At 50.6% G+C, this 19,952-nt stretch carries 17 protein-coding genes and 1 other annotated feature; of the genes, 6 read left to right on the top strand and 11 right to left on the bottom strand.

Going from position 1 to position 19,952, the window contains the following annotated elements; genetic code table 11:
- Positions 1 to 3 precede the first annotated feature (3 nt).
- The 3 genes from ilvC to LKE33_03375 form a co-directional block, all read right to left on the bottom strand.
- Complete coding sequence (gene ilvC / locus LKE33_03365; protein MCH3949963.1) at positions 4 to 1,014, bottom strand: ketol-acid reductoisomerase; 1,011 nt, start codon at positions 1,012 to 1,014, stop codon at positions 4 to 6.
- A gap of 75 nt (positions 1,015 to 1,089) precedes the next feature.
- Positions 1,090 to 1,334, bottom strand: a binding site (T-box leader).
- A 248-nt stretch (positions 1,335 to 1,582) separates the two neighbouring features.
- Complete coding sequence (locus LKE33_03370; GenBank protein MCH3949964.1) at positions 1,583 to 2,821, bottom strand: ATP-binding protein; 1,239 nt, start codon at positions 2,819 to 2,821, stop codon at positions 1,583 to 1,585.
- Positions 2,822 to 3,037: 216 nt separating this feature from the next.
- Complete coding sequence (locus LKE33_03375; protein MCH3949965.1) at positions 3,038 to 3,901, bottom strand: LysR family transcriptional regulator; 864 nt, start codon at positions 3,899 to 3,901, stop codon at positions 3,038 to 3,040.
- Between the two features lie 214 nt (positions 3,902 to 4,115).
- On the opposite strand from LKE33_03375, the gene LKE33_03380 reads away from it, so the two are divergent.
- The 6 genes from LKE33_03380 (at position 4,116) to LKE33_03405 (ending at position 11,665) form a co-directional block, all read left to right on the top strand.
- Positions 4,116 to 5,237 (top strand): 3-methylitaconate isomerase, encoded by a 1,122-nt coding sequence (locus LKE33_03380; protein ID MCH3949966.1) that lies wholly within the window; start codon positions 4,116 to 4,118, stop codon positions 5,235 to 5,237.
- Between the two features lie 14 nt (positions 5,238 to 5,251).
- A complete protein-coding gene (locus tag LKE33_03385; protein ID MCH3949967.1) occupies positions 5,252 to 7,525 on the top strand; it encodes a hydratase in 2,274 nt (757 codons plus the stop codon).
- Between the two features lie 115 nt (positions 7,526 to 7,640).
- On the top strand, positions 7,641 to 8,810 hold the full coding sequence (locus tag LKE33_03390; GenBank protein ID MCH3949968.1) for a C4-dicarboxylate ABC transporter: 1,170 nt from the start codon (positions 7,641 to 7,643) through the stop codon (positions 8,808 to 8,810).
- Positions 8,811 to 8,919: 109 nt separating this feature from the next.
- Positions 8,920 to 9,960, top strand: a complete 1,041-nt coding sequence (locus LKE33_03395) for a lactonase family protein (GenBank protein MCH3949969.1) — start codon at positions 8,920 to 8,922, stop codon at positions 9,958 to 9,960.
- A 36-nt stretch (positions 9,961 to 9,996) separates the two neighbouring features.
- Entirely contained in the window at positions 9,997 to 11,343 is a 1,347-nt protein-coding gene (locus LKE33_03400) for a pyruvate carboxylase subunit B (GenBank protein ID MCH3949970.1), read from the top strand.
- A 4-nt stretch (positions 11,344 to 11,347) separates the two neighbouring features.
- Positions 11,348 to 11,665, top strand: a complete 318-nt coding sequence (locus tag LKE33_03405; protein MCH3949971.1) for a carboxymuconolactone decarboxylase family protein — start codon at positions 11,348 to 11,350, stop codon at positions 11,663 to 11,665.
- A gap of 353 nt (positions 11,666 to 12,018) precedes the next feature.
- Here the strand turns inward: LKE33_03405 and LKE33_03410 are convergent, their stop codons facing one another.
- From LKE33_03410 to LKE33_03445, 8 genes are all read right to left on the bottom strand, one after another.
- A complete protein-coding gene (locus LKE33_03410; protein ID MCH3949972.1) occupies positions 12,019 to 12,441 on the bottom strand; it encodes an endonuclease domain-containing protein in 423 nt (140 codons plus the stop codon).
- A gap of 71 nt (positions 12,442 to 12,512) precedes the next feature.
- Positions 12,513 to 13,352, bottom strand: coding sequence for an AmmeMemoRadiSam system radical SAM enzyme (gene amrS / locus LKE33_03415; protein ID MCH3949973.1), 840 nt, complete (start codon positions 13,350 to 13,352; stop codon positions 12,513 to 12,515).
- A gap of 90 nt (positions 13,353 to 13,442) precedes the next feature.
- On the bottom strand, positions 13,443 to 14,840 hold the full coding sequence (gene amrA, locus LKE33_03420; protein MCH3949974.1) for an AmmeMemoRadiSam system protein A: 1,398 nt from the start codon (positions 14,838 to 14,840) through the stop codon (positions 13,443 to 13,445).
- Positions 14,841 to 15,894: 1,054 nt separating this feature from the next.
- Positions 15,895 to 17,043: a glycoside hydrolase family 3 protein gene (locus tag LKE33_03425; GenBank protein MCH3949975.1), complete on the bottom strand. Its 1,149-nt coding sequence runs from the start codon at positions 17,041 to 17,043 to the stop codon at positions 15,895 to 15,897.
- A gap of 184 nt (positions 17,044 to 17,227) precedes the next feature.
- Positions 17,228 to 18,064, bottom strand: a complete 837-nt coding sequence (locus LKE33_03430) for a DMT family transporter (protein MCH3949976.1) — start codon at positions 18,062 to 18,064, stop codon at positions 17,228 to 17,230.
- A gap of 335 nt (positions 18,065 to 18,399) precedes the next feature.
- Positions 18,400 to 19,059 (bottom strand): uracil-DNA glycosylase, encoded by a 660-nt coding sequence (locus LKE33_03435; GenBank protein ID MCH3949977.1) that lies wholly within the window; start codon positions 19,057 to 19,059, stop codon positions 18,400 to 18,402.
- Positions 19,025 to 19,582 (bottom strand): Gx transporter family protein, encoded by a 558-nt coding sequence (locus LKE33_03440; GenBank protein ID MCH3949978.1) that lies wholly within the window; start codon positions 19,580 to 19,582, stop codon positions 19,025 to 19,027. Before LKE33_03440 ends, LKE33_03435 begins: the two co-directional genes overlap by 35 nt.
- Positions 19,563 to 19,946, bottom strand: coding sequence for a NusG domain II-containing protein (locus LKE33_03445; GenBank protein ID MCH3949979.1), 384 nt, complete (start codon positions 19,944 to 19,946; stop codon positions 19,563 to 19,565). Before LKE33_03445 ends, LKE33_03440 begins: the two co-directional genes overlap by 20 nt.
- Positions 19,947 to 19,952 lie beyond the last annotated feature (6 nt).

The raw sequence follows: 19,952 nt of genomic DNA on the forward strand, positions 1-19,952 counted from the left end.
TAATTACTCGTTTTTGTCATTATCATGCAGCCAAGGCATCATATCACGCAGCTTGGCACCGACTTTTTCAATCGGATGTTCTGCATGCTGACGGCGCATTGCCAGGAAGTGTGCACGGCCGCCGGCACGGTTTTCAAGGAGCCATTCCTTGGCAAAGGTACCATCCTGAATGTCTTTCAGAACTTCCTTCATAGCCTTCTTGGATTCCTGGGTAACGACTCTCGGACCGGAAACATAATCGCCGTATTCAGCCGTATCACTGATGGATTTTCTCATCTTGGCCATGCCGCCTTCATACATCAGGTCGACAATCAGTTTCATTTCATGGAAGGTTTCGAAGTAAGCGATTTCAGGCTGATAGCCGGCTTCGCACAGAGTTTCGAAACCATTGGTGATCAGCTGGCAGACACCGCCGCACAGAACGGCCTGTTCACCAAAGAGGTCGGTTTCGGTTTCTTCCTGGAAGGTCGTTTGGATAACGCCGGCACGAGTACCGCCGATGCCGCGTGCATAGGCGAGGGCCAGGTCAAAGCATTTACCCGTAGCATCCTGTTCTACGGCAAAGACATCAGGCACACCGCCGCCTTCTACAAAGGTACGGCGAACCAGATGGCCCGGGCCTTTCGGAGCAACCATGAAGACATCTACGTTTTCAGGCGGAACGATTTGTTTGAAATGGATGTTAAAACCATGAGCAAAAGCCAGAGCACTGCCCGGTTTCAGATTCGGACCGATTTCGGTCTTGTAAACATCAGCTTGTTTTTCATCCGGAATCAGGACCATCGTGACATCAGCTTCAGCAACGGCTTCAGCAACGGGTTTTACTTCCAGACCGGCTGCTTTGGCTTTTTCGATGGACTTGCTGCCCTTATACAGGCCAACCACAACGGAAACGCCGCTTTCTTTCAGGTTCAGCGCATGGGCATGTCCCTGGCTGCCGTAACCGATAATAGCAACTTTCTTATCCTTCAAAACGCTCCAGTTTACATCTTGATCATAATACACTTTTGCCATGATTCATTACCTCCGTTTAATTATTTTTGGCAGATTTTTATGTTGTAGGGAAATAAAAAATCCGTCCCCCGCACTGCGAGGGACGGATTTAAAATTCCGCGTTACCACCCTGATTCCCAGCCGGTTACCCGGACTGAGCACTCTACTACGTACTAACATACGCGTTTCTGTTAACGGTGAAAAGCCGTCTGTGCTTAATAAGGCTTCAGCACATCTCCTACGGGAGGATTTTCGCTAATCTGTGATTTACCGGCTTTCACCAGCCGCCGGCTCTCTGCAAATCAACCTGATCGGTTACTCTTTCCCATCATCGGATTTGGATATGAAGTTTTGTCCACTTGGAGAAGTCATCTCTCGATGAACACAAACGCATTCTAACGAAAAACTTTTAACTTGTCAACGGATTTTTAAAATATTTTTTTGAAAGTGTAATAAAAACGAGAATAGTGTTAAAAATAATACAATAGTGAAGGACACAAGCGTCACTAACAGTCAAACTGCAGTCAGAAATTCGTCAAACTGGCACAGTAGTTTTTCGTGAAAGTCTGCATCTGCGCGGATATATGCCTTACTTTCTTCCCAGATACCACCGCACAAACTGATGGGCAATGCGTCCGTTGCGGCCGGAGTGTTCCATTTCCCACCGTACGCCTTCAATGCGCAGCGTTTCAGGCGGCAGAGTAATCCCGGCCTTTTTCAGTTCGTTGTCGATCATTGCGAGGTATTCGTCCTGGGTCGGGGTCGAATAATACAGATGCAGGCCGAAACGGTCAGACAGGGAGATGGATTCATTCGTGCTGTCATCACGGTAAACTTCGTCCAGTTCGTCACTGCGGTCTTTCCACGTTTCCTTGAGCAAGTGACGGCGGTTTGAGGTAGCGCACAGCATGATATTCGAGGGCTGCGGAGAAACGCCGCCGTCCATAGCGGATTTCAGATATTTGTATTCAGTTTCATTCTCATCAAAGGAGAGGTCGTCAAAGAAGAAAATAAACTTTTTGCTTTTCAGGACACCCAATTTTTCCATCAGTTCCTGCAGCAGGGGAAGCTGGGTCCGGGTGACCTGGACGAGGCGCAGTCCTTCCTCACTGAAACGGCTTACAAGCGCTTTGATGGAAGTGGATTTGCCCGTCCCGCGGGCCCCCGTCAGGAGCACATTGTTGTAAGGACGGCCTGCCAGAAAGGCTTCCGCATTAGCGAGCAATTTCTCCTTTTGAGCGGCATATCCGATGAGGTCATCCCAGGCAAAAGGCGGAAAGGGGTCAATTCCGATGAAATGCCCCTCATCATCCAGACGGAAAGCGGTATAACGGGCAAGCGGCCCGCGTCCGCAGTGGATGTAGTGATTAATCAGGGCACCGGCAGCCTCTTCGGCATTTTTCTGGCTCAGTAATACATTTTGCAGCTTTTCACGATATGCCGGTACGCTGCCGCCGGCCGGTTCGTAAGCGTCGAACAGATCCGTACCCATATAGGTCGAGGGTTTTTCTACCAGATAGGGCCACAGGATGGCCAGGTCAGACGCGAAAGCTTTTTGGAGGCTGCTTCCGGCACGGCCGGCCTTTTCCACGGCCTCGGCGGCAGGAAAATTGCCTTCTGCAAGCAGATAAATCAGATAGGCCTGTACCGCATTTCCGGTGAGCGGCAGGTCTTCTGCTTTTTGCAGCAGCAGAGAGGCTGCTGCTGCCTGGGCGGCAGTCAGTTCGGACGCCGGAGCATTTTGCAGCGCCTCGATGCGGGCCAGAACCGGATCTTCCAGGAATGCGCGGCAGGCGGCGAGGCCATTCAGACTTTTGTTGTTATCCATAAGCATCATCCTCCTTCAGGTGACACGCAGGTGATACTGCAAGCAAGTTAATTTTACTTATTATAAACGCGAAAATCATGATTTTCAATGCATTCATCAGAGACTGCAGGCTGCTTTTTTGTCAGGAATTTATCATTCCTAAAAAGAATGGTAAAAATGAAAAATGACCATTTTACTGAATATTTGTAATCCTCTATAATGACAATTGAAGGAAGCCTAACGAATGTGATGGTAGGCACGAAGAGCCGAAAGAAAAGCCTTCATGGACGGCAGTTCCGATTGCCCGTGGGAAACCAAGACGTAGGTACTGCGCAGGAAAGGCGTTCCGTCGGCGTAAATGATAGGCTTCAAATTTCCTCTGAAAGTATCGAGACAAATCTTCGGAAGAATCGACCATCCCGTTCCCTTCTGGACCACATCCCGGCAGGCGTCAATGCTGCTGAGCCACATGGCAGCATCAGGCAGCGGCAGGTGATGCTCGAAAAACCAGCGGTCAATATGAAACATCGTATCCGAATCTGTCCGGTGGCCGATATAAGGCTCTTGTTTCAACATCTCCTGGGAAAGGGGATGGGTACTGACAAGGTAGAAGGGCTCCGAATCTAAAAGAATGCGGGTGTCCGACCACTTATATTCTCCGCGGATGACGGCCGCATCGAGCCGGCGGTTCAGAAGATCGCTGTAAAGTCTTTCGCTGTGACCGTCAATGACCGAGAGATGCACATAGGGGTACGCTTTTACGAAGCGCTGCAGCAAGGCCGGGAAATGATGGTTCATGTAGTTCAGGGAAAGCCCGATAGTGAGCGACCCGGTTACGGCATTTTCCGGAGCTGTGACAGTTTCACGAAAGCGGCTTTCAAGCTGCAGGATATCCCGGCAGAGTTTGACAAAGAGTTCTCCTTCCCGCGTGAAACCGACACCTTTGCGGGAACGGGTCAGGAGCTTGCAGTGATATTCCTCTTCCAGCGACTGAATCATCTTCGTCAGGGCTGACTGAGTGATAAAAAGTTCCTTGGCCGTGTGCGTAATATTTCGGTTTTCGTAAAGACGCAGAAAATATTCAAGTTTTTGAGTGTCCATGACAATTCCTTTCAGGAATGAAAAATAAAATATTTAGATTCTAATCAGAATGATTTTAACACAGAAAAAACGCGGGTGTCAAAACGCGGAAAACAGCATTGGCAAACAAACCGCACTGCGGTTTGTATATAAAAAATAAATTTTGTTGTGTAATTTTTAAGTCTTTAATCACTGTAGGGTTGAAGTGATCTTGCATTCAAGGAGGCAATGTAAAATGGCAGTAAGAAAGTTTCCGTGTGTGTATATGAGAGGCGGTACGAGTAAGGCCGTAATTTTCCACAAAGAGGACCTTCCGGCGGACAAATCCCAGTGGGATGAAATTTTCCTGAAGGTAATGGGAACTCCGGATGTCAAGCAGATTGACGGTATGGGCGGCACCGTTTCCTCAACGAGTAAAATCGCAATTATTTCCAAGTCGGAACGGCCTGACGCCGACGTAGATTACACTTTCTGCCAGGTGGATATCAAGCAGCCGACACTGGGCTGGAATGCCAACTGCGGCAATATCTCCTCGGCTGTAGGACCGTACGCAGTAGATGAAGGGCTGGTCAAAGCCGTGGAACCGGTTACTGTCGTTCGCGTTTTCAATACGAATACCAAGAAAATCATTGAAGAACATGTCCGCGTCAAGGATGGTCATGCAGAAGTATATGGAGATGCTTCCATCAAGGGCGTACCGGGAACGGGTTCCCCGATTGACATGTACTTCCTGGATCCGGCCGGTGCTGCTACGGGTAAGCTCCTGCCGACAGGCAACAAAAAAGATACACTCGATGTTCCGGGCTATGGACCGATTGAAGTCTCTATCCTGGACTGCTCTAATCCGGTTGTGTTCATCCGTGCAAAGGATCTGGGCATCAAAGGGACGGAGCTCACCGAACTGAATGCCAATAAGGACGTAATGGAGCATATCGAACGCATCCGTGACCTCGCTGCCGTGAAATGCGGCCTTGTAGAAAAATGGGAAGATGCCCGCACAAAGAGTACTTCCATTCCGAAGGTTTCTATTGTTTCGGCACCACAGGATTACGTTAGCATGGACGGCGTGACGGTCAAGGCAGAAGACATGGATCTCTGCGTCCGCGGTATTTCCGTGGGCTCTCTGCATAAGGCTTATCCTATGACCGTGACGGTCTGCACCGGAGCCGCTGCCCTCCTGCCGGGAACGATTGTCAATGAAATCGTAAAACCCGCACCGGGCACGCATAAACTTATGCTGGGTCATGCCAGCGGGGTGACGGACGTTGATATGGAAATGGACGGCGAACGTGTCGTGAAGGGCGGCGTTCTGAGAACGGCCCGCCGCATCATGGATGGCTATGTGTATATCCGCTGAAAGGGGAGCACGAAATGATTAAATTATACAGTGAACCGACTTACGTACTGAAAAACCAATGCATCCACACGGGCGAAGAAAACGTGGGGACAACCCCGGAGGAAGCCCGCAAGGAAACCATGACCTATCAGGTTTTGAAAGCACACAATCAGACCAACGATATGAAAAACCTGAACATCAAGTTCGATTCCATGGGTGTATATGACAATACGTACGTAGGAATCCTGCAGACGGCAATTGCCAGCGGCCTCAAGGAATTTCCGATGCCCTGCGTATTTACGAACTGCCACAACTGCCTGAATGCTGTCGGCGGTACCATCAACGAAGATGTTCATAAATATGCCCTTTCTGCCTGCAAGAAGTACGGCGGCATCTTTGTACCGCCCCACGAAGCCGTTATTCACCAGTACATGCGCGAAATGATGGTCAACAGTGGTGAAATGTCCATCGTTTCCGACAGCCATACCCGTTACGGTTCCCTGGGTTCCCTGTCCATCGGCGAAGGTGGTCCGGAACTGGCCAAAGCCATGCTCGGTAAGAGCTATGCGCTGAAGTACCCGAAAGTGGTCGGTGTCTTCATGACGGGCACACCGAAACCCTGGGTCGGCCCGATGGATGTAGTTCTGTCCATTATCGGTCAGGTCTTCAAGAATGGGTTTGTCAAAAACTGCGTCCTCGAATTTGTCGGTCCCGGCGTCAAGAATCTTTCTATGGACTTCCGCAACGGCATTGATACGATGACGACTGAATCGGCTTGCCTGTCCTCTCTGTGGACGACGGACGAAAAGACCGAGGAATATTTTGCCATTCACGGCCGCCCCGAAGGCTACAAGGAAATGAAGCCGGGCCAGGCAGCCCTCTACGATAAACTGATTGAAGTAGATCTCGATACGATTGAACCGGTCATCGCGCTTCCGTTCCATCCGAGCAATGTCTACAGCCTGGATGAAGTGATCAAGAATCCGAAGGATGCTCTGGCTGTTATTGATGCGAATGCTAAGAAAACCTTTGAAAACAACCCTAATGTACATTGGGACCTTGCCGGTAAGATCCATGATGACGGTAAGCTTTATGCCGATCAGTCCATCATCGCGGGCTGCTGCTCCGGTTCCTTCGAAAACATCTACGCCGTTGGCAAGATTGCGGAACACATGAACAAGGGCGTCGGCAGCTACAACTTCAACGTGTACCCTGCCAGCCAGCCGATTATGACGGCCCTGATGGAAGCCGGCACGCTGGAAACCCTGATGAATTACGGTGTCCGTGTCAAGACCGCATTCTGCGGACCTTGCTTCGGCGCCGGCGATACACCTGCCAACAACGAATTCTCCATCCGTCATACGACGCGTAACTTCCCGAACCGCGAAGGTTCAAACCCTGCTATGAACCAATTCTCCTGTGTGGCCCTCATGGATTCCCGCAGCATTGCCGCTACTTCCTTTAACGGCGGCCGTCTGACAAGTGCTGCCGACGTCTGGGAAGATTTCACTTATCCGAAATATCATTTTAACAGCAAGATTTATGACAACACCGTTTACAATGGCTTCAAAAAGCCGGAAAAAGAGACCGAAATGGTTTACGGGCCGGATATCCGCGACTGGCCGAAGATGACGGAGCTTGCCGATGATCTGCTGCTCCGCGTGACCAGCGTCATTCGTGATGAAGTCACAACGACGGATGAACTGATTCCTTCCGGCGAAACGGCTTCCTACCGTTCCAACCCGGAAAAGATTTCCGAATTCACCCTGATTCGTAAGGATCCGAAGTATGTCGGCCGCGCCAAGGCTGTCCGTGAGTATGAACGGGCTCGTCTGGCCGGTGACAAGGCAAAAGCTATGGAATACTTTGACATCCTGAAGAAGGCCGGCATCGAGGTCGATGAAGATCGCCTGATGAAGCATACCGGCATCGGCAGCGTCCTTTATGCAAAGCGCCCCGGCGACGGCAGTGCTCGTGAATATGCTGCCAGCTGTCAGAAAGTGCTTGGTGGATTTGCCAATATCTGCATCGAATATGCTACGAAGCGCTATCGTTCTAACTGCGTGAACTGGGGCATCCTGCCTTTCACTTGCGCTGATTACAAGATTCAGCTGGAACCGGGTGAATACATCTATCTGCCGGGAATCCGCAAGCAAGTGGAAGACGGCGTGACGGAAATCAACGCAACCGTTATTTCCCCGGACGGAAAAACCAGAACCCTGAAACTCAACCTGCCTGACGTGACGGAGGCTGAAAAAGAAGTTCTGCTGGCCGGCTGCCTGATCAACTACTACAAACTCAGTAAATAACAATCCATACTTCGCCGTTAATTCCCTGAAATGTGGGAGAAAGGCAAAAAGGGAAACGGGTAGTACAATCTCCCGTTTCCTTTTTTATACATTTTGAAAGTGAAGGTGACTGAATATGCAGGCGATTTCTTTGCTTGTGCTCATTGCATCTATTGCCATCGGCTTTGTCAAGAAAATCAACGTCGGTATCGTGTCCCTGGCTCTGGGCTTTGTGCTTACTACCGCGACCGGCATGAGTGTTAAAGTGCTTGTGGCGGGATTTCCGACCAAACTGTTTCTGACACTGCTTGGAACGATGTACTTCTTCGCACTGCTGCAGGATAACAAGACATTGGAACTTCTTTCGCAAAAAATAATCGGAATTTTTCGAACCAGACCTTTTCTTATGCCTGTTGTTATTTACGTTGTTTCCTATGTCATGTCAGCAGCGGGCCCGGGCGCTATATCCGTGCAGTCCGTTATGGTTATCTTTGCGGTAAGTCTTGCCGAGCAGATGCATGCCAATCCGGTGCTGCTTGCCGTTATGGCTATTTTGGGAGCAGTCGGCGGGACTGCTTCTCCGATTGCCCTCACCGGGATTATCGTTACGGATCTGACGGCTTCGCTTAATGTGCCGGGCATTGCCACGCCGGTTTTCTACGGTGTTACGGCAGCGAATCTCTTTATTGCAGTTGTATTTTACTTTGCCTTGGGCGGCTACAAGATTCGCATGGACGCTTCCCTGGAAGCCCAGGCAAGCACGGCCTTTACCAAGAATCAGAAAGTTTGTCTGGTCGGGCTGCTGGCCCTCGTTATCATGGTCGTTATTTTCCGGATGGACGTCGGATTTGTATCTTTCTTCCTCGCTTTCGTTCTGATGCTTCTCGGTGCAGCCGATAAGAAGCGCCCGGTCAAACTTGTTCCGTGGAACGTCCTGATTCTGATCTGCGGTATCAGCGTCCTCATGAGCGTCATTAAAAAAGCCGGCGGCATCAAGCTGCTCGCCGATCTCCTGGCCTCCATGATGACGGAGGGCACGGCAGCGGGACTTATCGTGGCAACGGCCGGTTTCATGAGCTGGTTCAGTTCTGCCAACGGTGTTGTTTTCCCGACTCTGATTCCGACCTTGCCGGAAATCATTGCTAAAGTAGGCGGTAACGTTCGCCTGGTGGATATGCTCGTCGGAGTAGTCGCTGCAGCGACGGTAGCTGGTATCAGCCCGCTGTCTACGGGCGGAAGTCTGATAATGGCAACGATGGCACAGGCGGAAGATATTTCGCCGAAGAGTCTTCGAAGCTCTTTTTGAAGCTGTTCCTCCTGTCTTTCTGCGCTGTTGTCTTGGTCGTGGTATTTGCCCTGGCGGGCGGAACCAAACTGATTGTATATTGAGTCACTGCTGAAAGGAGTATGCGAATATGTTTGCTTATATAGGCTGCCGGACTACAAAGGAACGCAATGCAACGGGAAAGGGCATTTCCGTATATCAGATTGGAAGTAACGGCAAATGGAACCTGATCCAACTGGTTCCCCACCTGGTCAATCCTTCGTTCCAATGTTTTGATGAAACAGGGAAATATCTATACTCCATCCATGGGGATTTCAGTGAAATCAGCGCTTTTAAAGTCAATCGTAAGAACGGACATCTGACATATTTGAATACGGCAAATACAGGCGGCACCAACCCCGTCCATCTGACCGTGGACCGCAATAACAAATGGATTTATGTCGCTAACCTGGCGACCGGCATGGTTTCGGTCATTCCTCGTCATGAGGACGGTACCGTCGGAGATTATCTGAACCGCTACGCCATTCCGGGCAAGGAAGAGGGCCATATTTCCCATCCCCATCAGGTGCTGCAGGATCCTTCCCGGGAATACCTGATTGTTTCCTGCCAGGGCAGAAAGTATGGGTATGGGCAGGTAGACGTATTTAAAATCAACCACGATGGTACTCTGACGCGTACGGACATTGTTCACAGCCGGGAAATTGCCGAACCGCGTCATATCGCTTTTACCGGACCTGAGACCTGCTATGGAGTCAATGAAAAGGATTATACCGTGACGGCTTACCATTTTGACGCCGCTGAAGGCAAGCTGAAGCCTTTCCAGATTGTGCCGACGCTGCCGGATACTTTTACCGATGACGGATGGGCAAGCGGAATTGTGGCCGGAAAAGATGGCCGGTATGTGTACGTGTCCAACCGTAAAGCGGATTCGGTCAGTGTCTTTGCTGCGGATCCTGAGTCCGGGAAACTCAGTCTCCGGCAATGGATGCCCGCGGGCGGAAAACAGCCGCGCTTTATTACATTGACTCCGGACGGAAAGAATCTCGTTGTCGCGAACGAGCTTTCCGCCTCCATCCGGGTATATAATATTGATGAAGAGACCGGAAAGCTGATGCAGTGCGTTGAAACCATTGAAACGCCCAATCCGGTGTGTGTGACTTTTGCCGAATAAGTAAATAGGGGATCTTGTGCTGAAAGGAACGTAAAAATGAAAAATCCTGTGAAGCTCGTATCTTGTGATTTACGTGATGGACAGCAGGCCTGCATTGCCACCCGTATGACGACGCAGGAAATGCTGCCGGTACTGCAGCCGCTGGATCATTTTGGCTTTGCGGCACTGGAAGTGTGGGGCGGTGCTACGTTTGACGCGTGCATTCGTTTTCTGAACGAAGACCCTTGGGACCGGCTCAAGACAATCAAGAAGTACTGCACCAGGACTCCGCTCAGGATGCTGCTGCGCGGACAGAACCTCCTGGGGTATGCACCGTATCCGGATGATATCGTCGATAAATTTGTTACGAAAGCTGCTGAAGACGGAATCGATATCTTCCTGATTTTCGATGGCTTGAACGATGTGCGCAACGTGCGCCGGGCGGCGGAAGCTGCCTTGAAGGCCGGGAAAAAGGTCGAAGCCAACATTCAGTTCACGTCCAGCCCTGTTCATACGATAGAGTCCTTTGTCAAAACGGCGCAGGACTACGTAGACGTCGGAGCGACGGCACTGCATCTGGAGGATATGGGCGGTATGATTACGCCGCGGGCAGCTGCGGCAACGGTCAAGGCACTTAAAGAAAATTTTGATTTGCCGGTGCACTATCACGCTCACTGCACGGGCGGTATGACAGATGTCACCTATTGGGAAGTCATCCGGGCCGGAGCAGATGTCGTGGATGTGGATACAGCCGCATTTGCACTGGGGACGGGCCAGCCCTGCGCCGAGAGCATGATTGCGATGCTGCAGGGAACGGAGCGCGATACGGGACTTGATTATACAAAATTGACGCCGATTTCGGATTATCTGAAGCTGGTCAGGGCCAGTCACCCCAAGTATGAAACAAAGCTGAAAGGCGTCGATATCAACGTCGTCCGGCACCAGATTCCCGGTGGGATGCGGTCCAATCTGGAATCGCAGCTGGCCGATATGAAGGCACTCGATAAACTGCCGCAGGTGCTGGAAGAAGTCGTGAATGTACGCCGTGACCTTGGCTATCCGCCGCTGGGAACACCTTTCTCCCAGATGTGCGGTGCCCAGGCCACGATGAATGTCATGAGCGGCGAACGCTATAAAGTTATCATGAAAGAAATCAAGGACTATGTCATGGGGAAATACGGAAAAGCACCGGGACCTGTGTCGGAAACCTTGAAAAAAATGATTTTGAAGGATGGGCAGCAGCCGCTGACGTGCCGCCCGGCCGATCTGATTCCTCCCGGATGGGATAAGGCAGTTGCGGAAAGCCGCGCTTTTGCCCGCAGCGAGGAAGATGTATTGACATATGCTCTATTCCCTCAGGTGGGAAAAGAATTTTTGCAGAAAAAATATCATATCAGGAGTTAATAGCATGGAGAAAAAACAAGCCTATCATTGGAGATTGATGGAACAGGAAAATCCTGAACTCTATACGAAGGTTCAGGCCTGGAGAAACGAACTGAGCGATAATGACGTGATTCCGCCTAAATATAAGCAGCTTATCATGCTTGCCATGGCGTGCGCACTGCGCTATGAAAGGGGCATCCGGACGCATGGCCGGATGGCACTGGAAGCCGGGGCCACGAGGGAAGAACTTTATGCCACGGTAGCACAGTCCATGACGATTGGCGGCATCCCGGCCTATCGGACCGGCTGCGATGTGCTGGAAGAAATATTTGGGGAAGCATAAAAAGCACCTGGCCAAATAGAGTCCTCGGCTTGTCTCGGACGTCTATTTGGCCAGGTGTTTATACAGATGTTTTAACAGGCAGGCTGCGAAAAAAGGCGCATTTGGCTTTTGGCCTATGGCATATAGTCTTCTCTGCCACAGTGTGTTAAAACTTTTGATTCAAAGGGCGCTCCGCGGTCAGCGACCGGCGACCTGCGTAAAAGGGGCTGTGAATATAATGCATGTGCATTATTTCACAGTCCCTTTATAAATTTCACGTATAAACAGAATTTTAACTAAGAACTACCTTACTGTCACAGAATAGGAAAATTACGCTCCTGGGGCAAATTTCACGCTCATAAGACCGTTTTCTTTTATGAACTGGCTTTGCTGAATTTGTTTGCCTCTGACATAGCCCGTTTTATGTCTGCATTCCGGCTGCGAAGCTTCGCTTCAAGGGCACTGCAAAGGCGGGCAAAAGTTTCCGTCCGCAGCGCTTTCCTGGGCAGATGAATGACCGCGATGCCCTTCTTTCCGAATGATCTGGTCCGTTGGGCGGCCGGTGTCGAACCTCTTTGAAAATCGTGCTTTTTGGCATTGATTTCGATCACAACTTTCAGGGAGGGAGAATAAAATTCGGCAAAGCAGCCTTCAATCCACGTAAGGCGGTGGAAACGGCCGGGATGCTTTTTGAGAAAATGCTCCCACAGAAGGCTTTCTTCCGGTGTCATATGATTTTTTCTTGCGTCTGCGTAGCGCATGCGTTTTTCGAATAAAGGATTGGGATTGGTGTTCATATAAATTCCTCCGATTGGACTGGGATGCGGGGTGGGAATTGAGTGGGAAAAGGGCGGCGCAGTGCGGGCAGTTACCAGTTGCCCAGGTAGACAAAGTGCAGATATTTAGTGGCTTCTTCCTTGAGTGCCATGAGGGTCTGGTCCGGTGTCATGGGGATGCTGCAGTGCCAGCGCGGGAAATAGCGAGACAGATGGAGCGGCAGATCGGGAGACAGCAGGGAAAGCCACCGGGCCTCCCGGTTCATATCTTCCAGACTGTCATTTTTGCCCGGGATGACCAAGGTCGTCACTTCGACGTGGACGCCGGCATAATAGGCGGCCTTGATGTTTTCTTTGACCGATGCGAGATCTCCGTGGCACCAGTCGTAAAATTCCTGTGTAAATCCCTTGAGATCAATGTTCATGGCATCGACCAGAGGGAGCAGCTCGCGGAACTTATCCGGCTCCAGACAGCCGTTCGTCACGAGGACGACGATGAGATTCTTTGCTTTGAGCAGTGCGGCTGTTTCTTTGACAAATTCGAAACTCATCAGCGGTTCGTTGTACGTAAAGGCAAGCCCCAGATTATGGCTCTTGATGTGGTACTCTTCCGCCAGATCGGCCAGTTCCTGCGGGGTGGCCACCAGCTGTGAGGCCTCGGGGCCGGCCTGGGAAATGGTATGATTCTGACAGAAAGGACAGCGCAGATTGCAGCCGAAACTGCCGACGGATAAAATAAAGGAACCAGGATGGAAGCGGGCGAGCGGCTTTTTTTCGATGGGATCAAGAGCGAGGCTGGTAATCTTACCGTAATTTATCGATTTAATCTGCCCATCGAGGTTAGCCCGGGTCCGGCAGAAGCCAACGGCACCGGGAGCCAGTTTGCAGTGATGGAAACAGAGCGGGCAGGTAAGTGTCTCTGTATCAGCCATATCATCATCCCTTTCAAAAGACGCAGGTCATGGGCACCGGGCAGCTTTTTTAACAGGTACCATGACCGTCAGCCGATGACAATCAAAAATTCAATGGTGCCTTGTGACCGTAAACCGCCAAAGCTTGATCGGTTCTTTCGGCCCGATATTTCCCTTCTGACGAGCGATACTGATTTGCTTAGCAACTGTGTCAACGCCATCCAAATCAGGCAGGAGAAGCCCTCTGCGGCTGTCAGAAGCAGCCTGGACAATGACACCATACTTCTTAACGTCCAGAGCTTCCGGACCGGCAATGGGTTCGGGGTCTTCCAGCACATCGACGCTGTATTCCAGATCCGGCAGCTCATCGGGCCGTACCGGATAGAAGCGTGGATCCTGGGAGCAGGCGGATATCCCATTGTAGAGGATTTCCTGAGCCACATTCTTCCTCACGGGCGAAATTGTCCCGATGCAGCCGCGCAGCTGCCCGTAAAGGTGCAGGCTGACAAAAGCACCGTGACGGGCGGTCAGCATTTCCGGCGGCAGATTATCCGGGAGTGAAGCAGGGCTGCCGGTCCTGACATACGTCTCTACGCTGCGGCGCGCCAGTTTTACGTAGGGATCTTCATTGTTTTTCCGGATTTCCCGGCGGTGAAACATGACATCGTGAAGCTGTTCATACCAGTTGTTTTCCGGATCATCACCCTTGATGGTGATGGCAGCGACACCATAGCCGACACCGAAGACGTCTTCGTGGGAAAGCACCTTCGTGCTTACGGCTTTGCGGTCAAGCGCCCCCGTCATAATCCAGAAAGAGCGGAGACCGCATTCGGCCGCGCGTTCGCAGAGACTGTGATCCATTGTAAGAAGGGCCAGAAAATCGCCGCGGGCAATGGCATCCATGCAGTCACGGTCGAAAACAGGGCCTTCCGGGGCAAATCCGTAGGGCCCATCTTCCTTGAGCTTGTGGGATAAGTCGCCGCTTGCGATAAAGACGACCCGGCGGTTCAGCTTATCCGCACATTCGGCAATCGTTTTGCCCAGGCGGTAATGCTCGCCGGCAGACTGCCCGGAGAGTCCGATACGGACGACTTTGACCTGATCGAGCGGCATGAACTGGCGGAAGAAATAAAGCGGAATCATCGTGCCGTGGTCGAGCTCATCATGACGCGTAGCTTCGAGTCCGGCAGGAATTTCTTTTTCCTTGCAGGCCTTGGCAATCGTTTTGGCCAGCTCTTCATCGTAGGTTACGTGGATTTTGACCTGAGGTGCGCGGAACTGACCGAAGTCGCCGTATGCCTCCCGGCCCGGTGAGATGGGATGATAATCCAGATAGGCATCGGCATGCGGGCTTGTGATGACAAGGGTATCCGGCTTTAATTCAGCCGCAGCTTTCATGACCTGACGATACGCTTCCGTAGTACGCGCAATTTTCTTTTCTTCACCGCGTCCGATTTCCGGCAGGATAATCGGGGGATGAGGAACAACAAAAGCAGCTAAAATCGCCATGGTAACACTTCCTTTTTGAAACCAGCAAATACAAGTCAGCAAAGGGTAAAGTACTGCTATTTTCCCATCTTCCATTGTAACATAATTCTGACAGAAATTTTAACGGCGCAAGGGGGCTGTGAAAAAATAAAAAGCGCTTTTGGCTTTTAGCATATGGCATTTAGCCTAGCCCGCAGCAGAGTGTTAAAGCTTTTGATTCAAGTAAGATATGATATAAAACCTGAAATTTAGTACTTAACCTAAATTTCAGGCTTTATTTTTATAAATTCGTAGAAAAATGCCCTGGCAATTTTTCTTCCACGAGCGACCCGCGGCCAGCAACCGGCGACCAGCGGAAAAACAAAATCCCGTACGGAATGATTTTGCTCCGTACGGGATTTTTGTATTCGCAGGAATATTGCTTTAGAAAAGAAAGGAGTCTAAGATAAACTGTGGTGTGGTCACCCCTTTAAACAAAATTGTGGTCGGTACTGACCTATAGCATTTCTGTGGTTTGCTTTAAATTATCCTGTGGTCATACCTTTAACGAAGCTGTGGTTTTGCGTTTTAAAGGCAGGCGGGAAAATTAGTCTGAAAATATAAAGAAACCTCTTCCATTAAAATAGAAGCGCTTGAACTTCTATTTCTAATTAGGAGGTAAAACAAATGTCGTTAGAGCAGTTTATTTCAAAATTTTTAACGTAAAAACAACTTAGATTCAGAAGCTTATCACTGTTACCCTCGATAATGTCGTTGTTCTAGTTGATCTGTATTTGATGCTTTCAGTGTCTGAGACACTGATTAATACTCGCGATTTTACAAAAGCAAGAAACAGAATTTTGTATTGTTTCAATAAGGAGGACATTTCCATTATAATGGGTAAAAAGCCGGACTCAAAGCAGCATATGCTGCTTTGAGTCCGGCTTTGAATTTGCTTTAAATGGTGTCAAAACCACAATTTTTGGAAAGCACCCACCACAAAAATATTTAAAGCAAACCACAATTTTGATAAAGGGTACACCACAGTCGGTTTGGAGGGCCGACCACAGGAAAATTTAAATACCCGAAAAGAATATCAGAAGCTTCCTGCTTCCTTCTCAGCCAGGAATAACTTCGTCCGAACGACTCGGTGAACAGCTTCATCCACTCGTGCTTTATCAATTTTGCCGCTTTCGTAAGCTGACAGAAGTCCATCAAAGACCTCTTTCATATGGTCATAATCATGGCAGACAAGAACGATATCAGCGCCGCTTTCTACGGCACGGACACCCATTTCAGAAAAAGCATAATGCTTGGCCATCGCGCCCATTTCCATATCGTCCGTCAGGATAATTCCCTCATAATGATAGGTGCCGCGCAGCAGCGTATTCATGACAGCCGCAGAAAGACAGGCCGGTTGGCGGGCATCCAGCTGAGGAAAGGTAACATTGGAAACCATCACATAGGTGTACTCCGGATGTGTCTGGGAAATGAGTTCCCGAAAGGGTCTGCCGTCTTCCTGGTTCAGTTCCTCACGGGTCAGCGTCACGACATCCCCGTCGTCATGAGGATCGGTCTGAACTTTGCCAATGCCGGGAAAATGCTTAAGGCAGGTGGAAAGGCCCACGGAAGAATAGCCGTCAATCGCGGCTTTGGCATACGGAACGACTTGCTGCGGCGTACTTCCGTAGGAACGATTTTTAGCACTGTTCAAATCCACGACGGGCGCAAAGTTCAAAGTAAAACCAAGATTTCGAAGGGAACCGCCGGTTTTTACGGCCCACTGCTTTGTCTGTTCAGGAGAAGTCTGCCCCAGGGCGCGGGCTGAAGGCATAGCCGGCAGATAATTCTTCATGCGTCTGACATAGCCGCCTTCCTGATCAATGGCAACGAATGGCTGCAGTCCGCCGCTGGTGTTTTTCATCGTCTTTTTCAGCTCCTGATTGAGTGTGCGGACCTGGTCGGGATTTTTCAGGTTGCGGTCAAATAAGATTACATTGCCGAAAGGATATTCCTTCAGCATCACCCGTGTCTCTTCATCCAGGTGGGAACCGGAAACTCCTATCATCAGCAGCTGCCCGATTTTTTGACGAGCGCTCATCGCGGACACTGCCTTATCCGCTTTATCGTCCCAGGTCTCCGGAACGGTGCCGGGAGGCGCCGCGGTCTTTTCCTTCGGCAAAGTATGACAGCCGCTGCCGGCAGCTGTCAGCAGAAGCAGTAAAAGTATAACGAATTTTTTCATCTAAATACGGGCAGGATACTCCCGCCTCTTTGGGCGGTGGGGTGGAATGCCCGCCTCACTTTCTTAAATATTGGATTTTGACAAAAGATATAATTCCTTGATGAAGCAATTGTGACCCATTGCATATCTAAAACACTCGTCGAGCAATATGGCAAAGACACGCTTTTCGTACTGGAAGACCTGACTATTCCGTTTCCACAATGACGATACCGGCCATAATCATGATCATGCCAATCAGAGTCTGCAGGGTTGGGATTTCGCCCAGGAAGATGATGCCGCCGGCGACACTGACGGCAGGAACTGCAAGCAGGGCGGTTGAGGCTTTGCCGGCTTCGGCATGACGCAGTACGATGTTCCACAAATACTGGATGTAGGCAGAAGGAATGAAAATGCCGAAGAGTAGCGTCCAGACGGCCGTGAAGTTCCAGATGACCGGTTCCTGCGGAGTGAGAAGATAATATAAAAAGAGCGGCACGGCGCCGGAACTCATCTGCCAGCCTGTGACAGTTAGCATGTTCTGACCGGTCATTTTCAGTTTGTAGATAATATTGGCTCCGGCCCACAGCACACCGCTCAAAAGACCGAGTAGCAGGGCAGATAAGTCACCGGAGGCGGAGACACCCATCAGTATGGCGAGGCCGGCAAAACTGAGCAGGATGCCGCCGATTTTGCGGAAGGAAAGGGATTCGCCAAGAAAGAAATAGGCAAGGAGTGAAACCCATAGCGGCATACTATAGTTCAGCACGGAAACCATGCCGGCGTCCAGCGTTTTGATACTGATTTGGACGGCCAGGTTGCACAGCGTGACCTGCAGAATGCCCGCTGCCACAATCCAGGGCCAGCATTTGCGTTCCGGCTGGGGATAATGGTTCAGCATCCCAAAGAGCAGCAGCACGGCGCCTCCCAGTCCAAAGCGGACCGATACGTAGAAAGCCGGAGGGAAGCAGCCGGCCGCCAGTTTCATGACGACCCAGTTGAGTCCCCAGCCCAGATAAATCAGGACCATTTCTTTCCAGAGCATCACGCACGTCTCCTTCCGCTGCCGGCTGCTGTTGCCGGGGATTGATTAAAAATATTTTAGCATACTATGAATGAAAAATCCGCAACCCGGGAAGGAATCACTAAGTGGTCAGTGATTAGGATTAGTGGTCAGTGGCCAGTGGCTAGTACAATAAGTAAAATATGAAATAAAGCCTGAAATTTAGGAGTTAGTCTAAATTTCAGGTTTTATTTTTTAAGTTCAAAGCAAAATGTCTTGGTCATTTTGCTTCCATGGGCGGACAGCGGACGGCTGGAATGCGGACAGCGAAAAATAGGCTGTGAAGAATAAAAATTCATTTCTTCACAGCCTATTTTTTATGCATGTCTTCTCGTCAAATGTTCAAAGAACGGGTAAGGCTTTTCTGATTTAAATTGATAATTCGGAACTGCTTCCAGGGCCTTTGCCTTGGCTGCCTGGAGATCATGGAAGACGTCCCACTTGGCGGCTGTCTGGGCCTGGCCATGGAGCCGCAGGAGATAGGATGGGTGATAGGTTGCGATGGTATCAAAGCCTTGATAGGTTTTGAACCAGCAGCCGCGCGCCCTGGAAATGCGGGCATCCGGTCCCAGCAAATAATGCAGGGCGACGTTGCCTAGTGCCACAATCACTTTAGGCTGCAGACAATCCAGTTCCTTGTACAGGAAACGCTTGGCACAAAAGTCTGCTTCTTCGATGGTAGGTGTACGGTTGCCCGTGGGCCGGCATTTGATGACGTTAGTCGTCAGCACCCGATCCCGCGTGATGCCGACGGACCAAAGTGCTTTATCGAGCAGCTGGCCGCTCGGCCCGATCAGGGGGCAGCCGTAGCTGTCCTCGACGCCGCCGGGGCCTTCGGCCACAATGACGAGGGGGCTTTCGGCCGCACCGAACCAGCCTACAGGGGCGATGCATTCGCCTCGCAGGTGGCAGGCTGCACAATCCTCCAATTCACGAGCAAGATTAGCGAGTACTTCTTCTTTTTTTGGATCTGCCACGACGGGTACCTCCCTTAGAGACACGTTTCAGAAAGATTCCGGCCAGGGTCCCTGTAAAGAGGCCGGTCGGGATGCCGATGGCGATAAGGACGGGCAGGTAGGTAATAATTGCTGTCGTTCTCATCAAAAACATAGCCACAATTAACTGGCCGCAGTTATGGGTGAAGGCTCCCAGTACACCGACACCAACTGCTGAAAACCAATTTCTGCGAATGGCTGCATCCATGGCTAGGAAGCTAAGAACTGCACCTCCGAGACCAATCAGAAAGCCCGGTGTGAAAAGGCCTGTAAACAAAAGGCCTGTAATCAGGATGCGCGTCGCTAAAAAGAGGGCACCGCGTTTTGTCCCGTACAGGTACAGGACGATGATCGTGACACAGTTGGCAAGACCTAAGCGGAAGCCGGGAATGGGCAGCAGGTAACCGGATGCCATTTCTACAAGACGCAGGGCAATGGCAGCGGCCAGCAGGACTCCCAACTGGGTAATATCCCGGGTCGTTAGTTTACCGGACGATGGCGTCATTCGCATTCTCCTTTTCCTTGTCGTTTGTAGTGAGCGTAATCAGGATTTTTTCAGGGACGCAGGCGATGGTTTGACCGCCGCGCGTGATTTTGCCCTGATGGATGCAGACTTTATCGGGACAGGGGGAAGAAAGGACGCGTGCTCCTTCCTGATCATACTGCAATACCAGCTGCCCGTCATCCACGGCGAGGGGCAGCTTTTTTTCCGAGGTTACTTTGCTGAGATCGATGCGTTGGACTACTTTTTGTTCTTTTTGGACAATCAGGATTTTTTGCTCTTTGCCTGCGCTGCCGCGCAGCGCCAGCCAGGCTGCTGCGCAGAAGACGGCAAGGATAGCAATGAGCCGTTTGTCGCTTTTTCTCATAGGTAA

The organism is Acidaminococcus sp., assembly GCA_022482815.1.
Lineage (GTDB): Bacteria > Bacillota > Negativicutes > Acidaminococcales > Acidaminococcaceae > Acidaminococcus.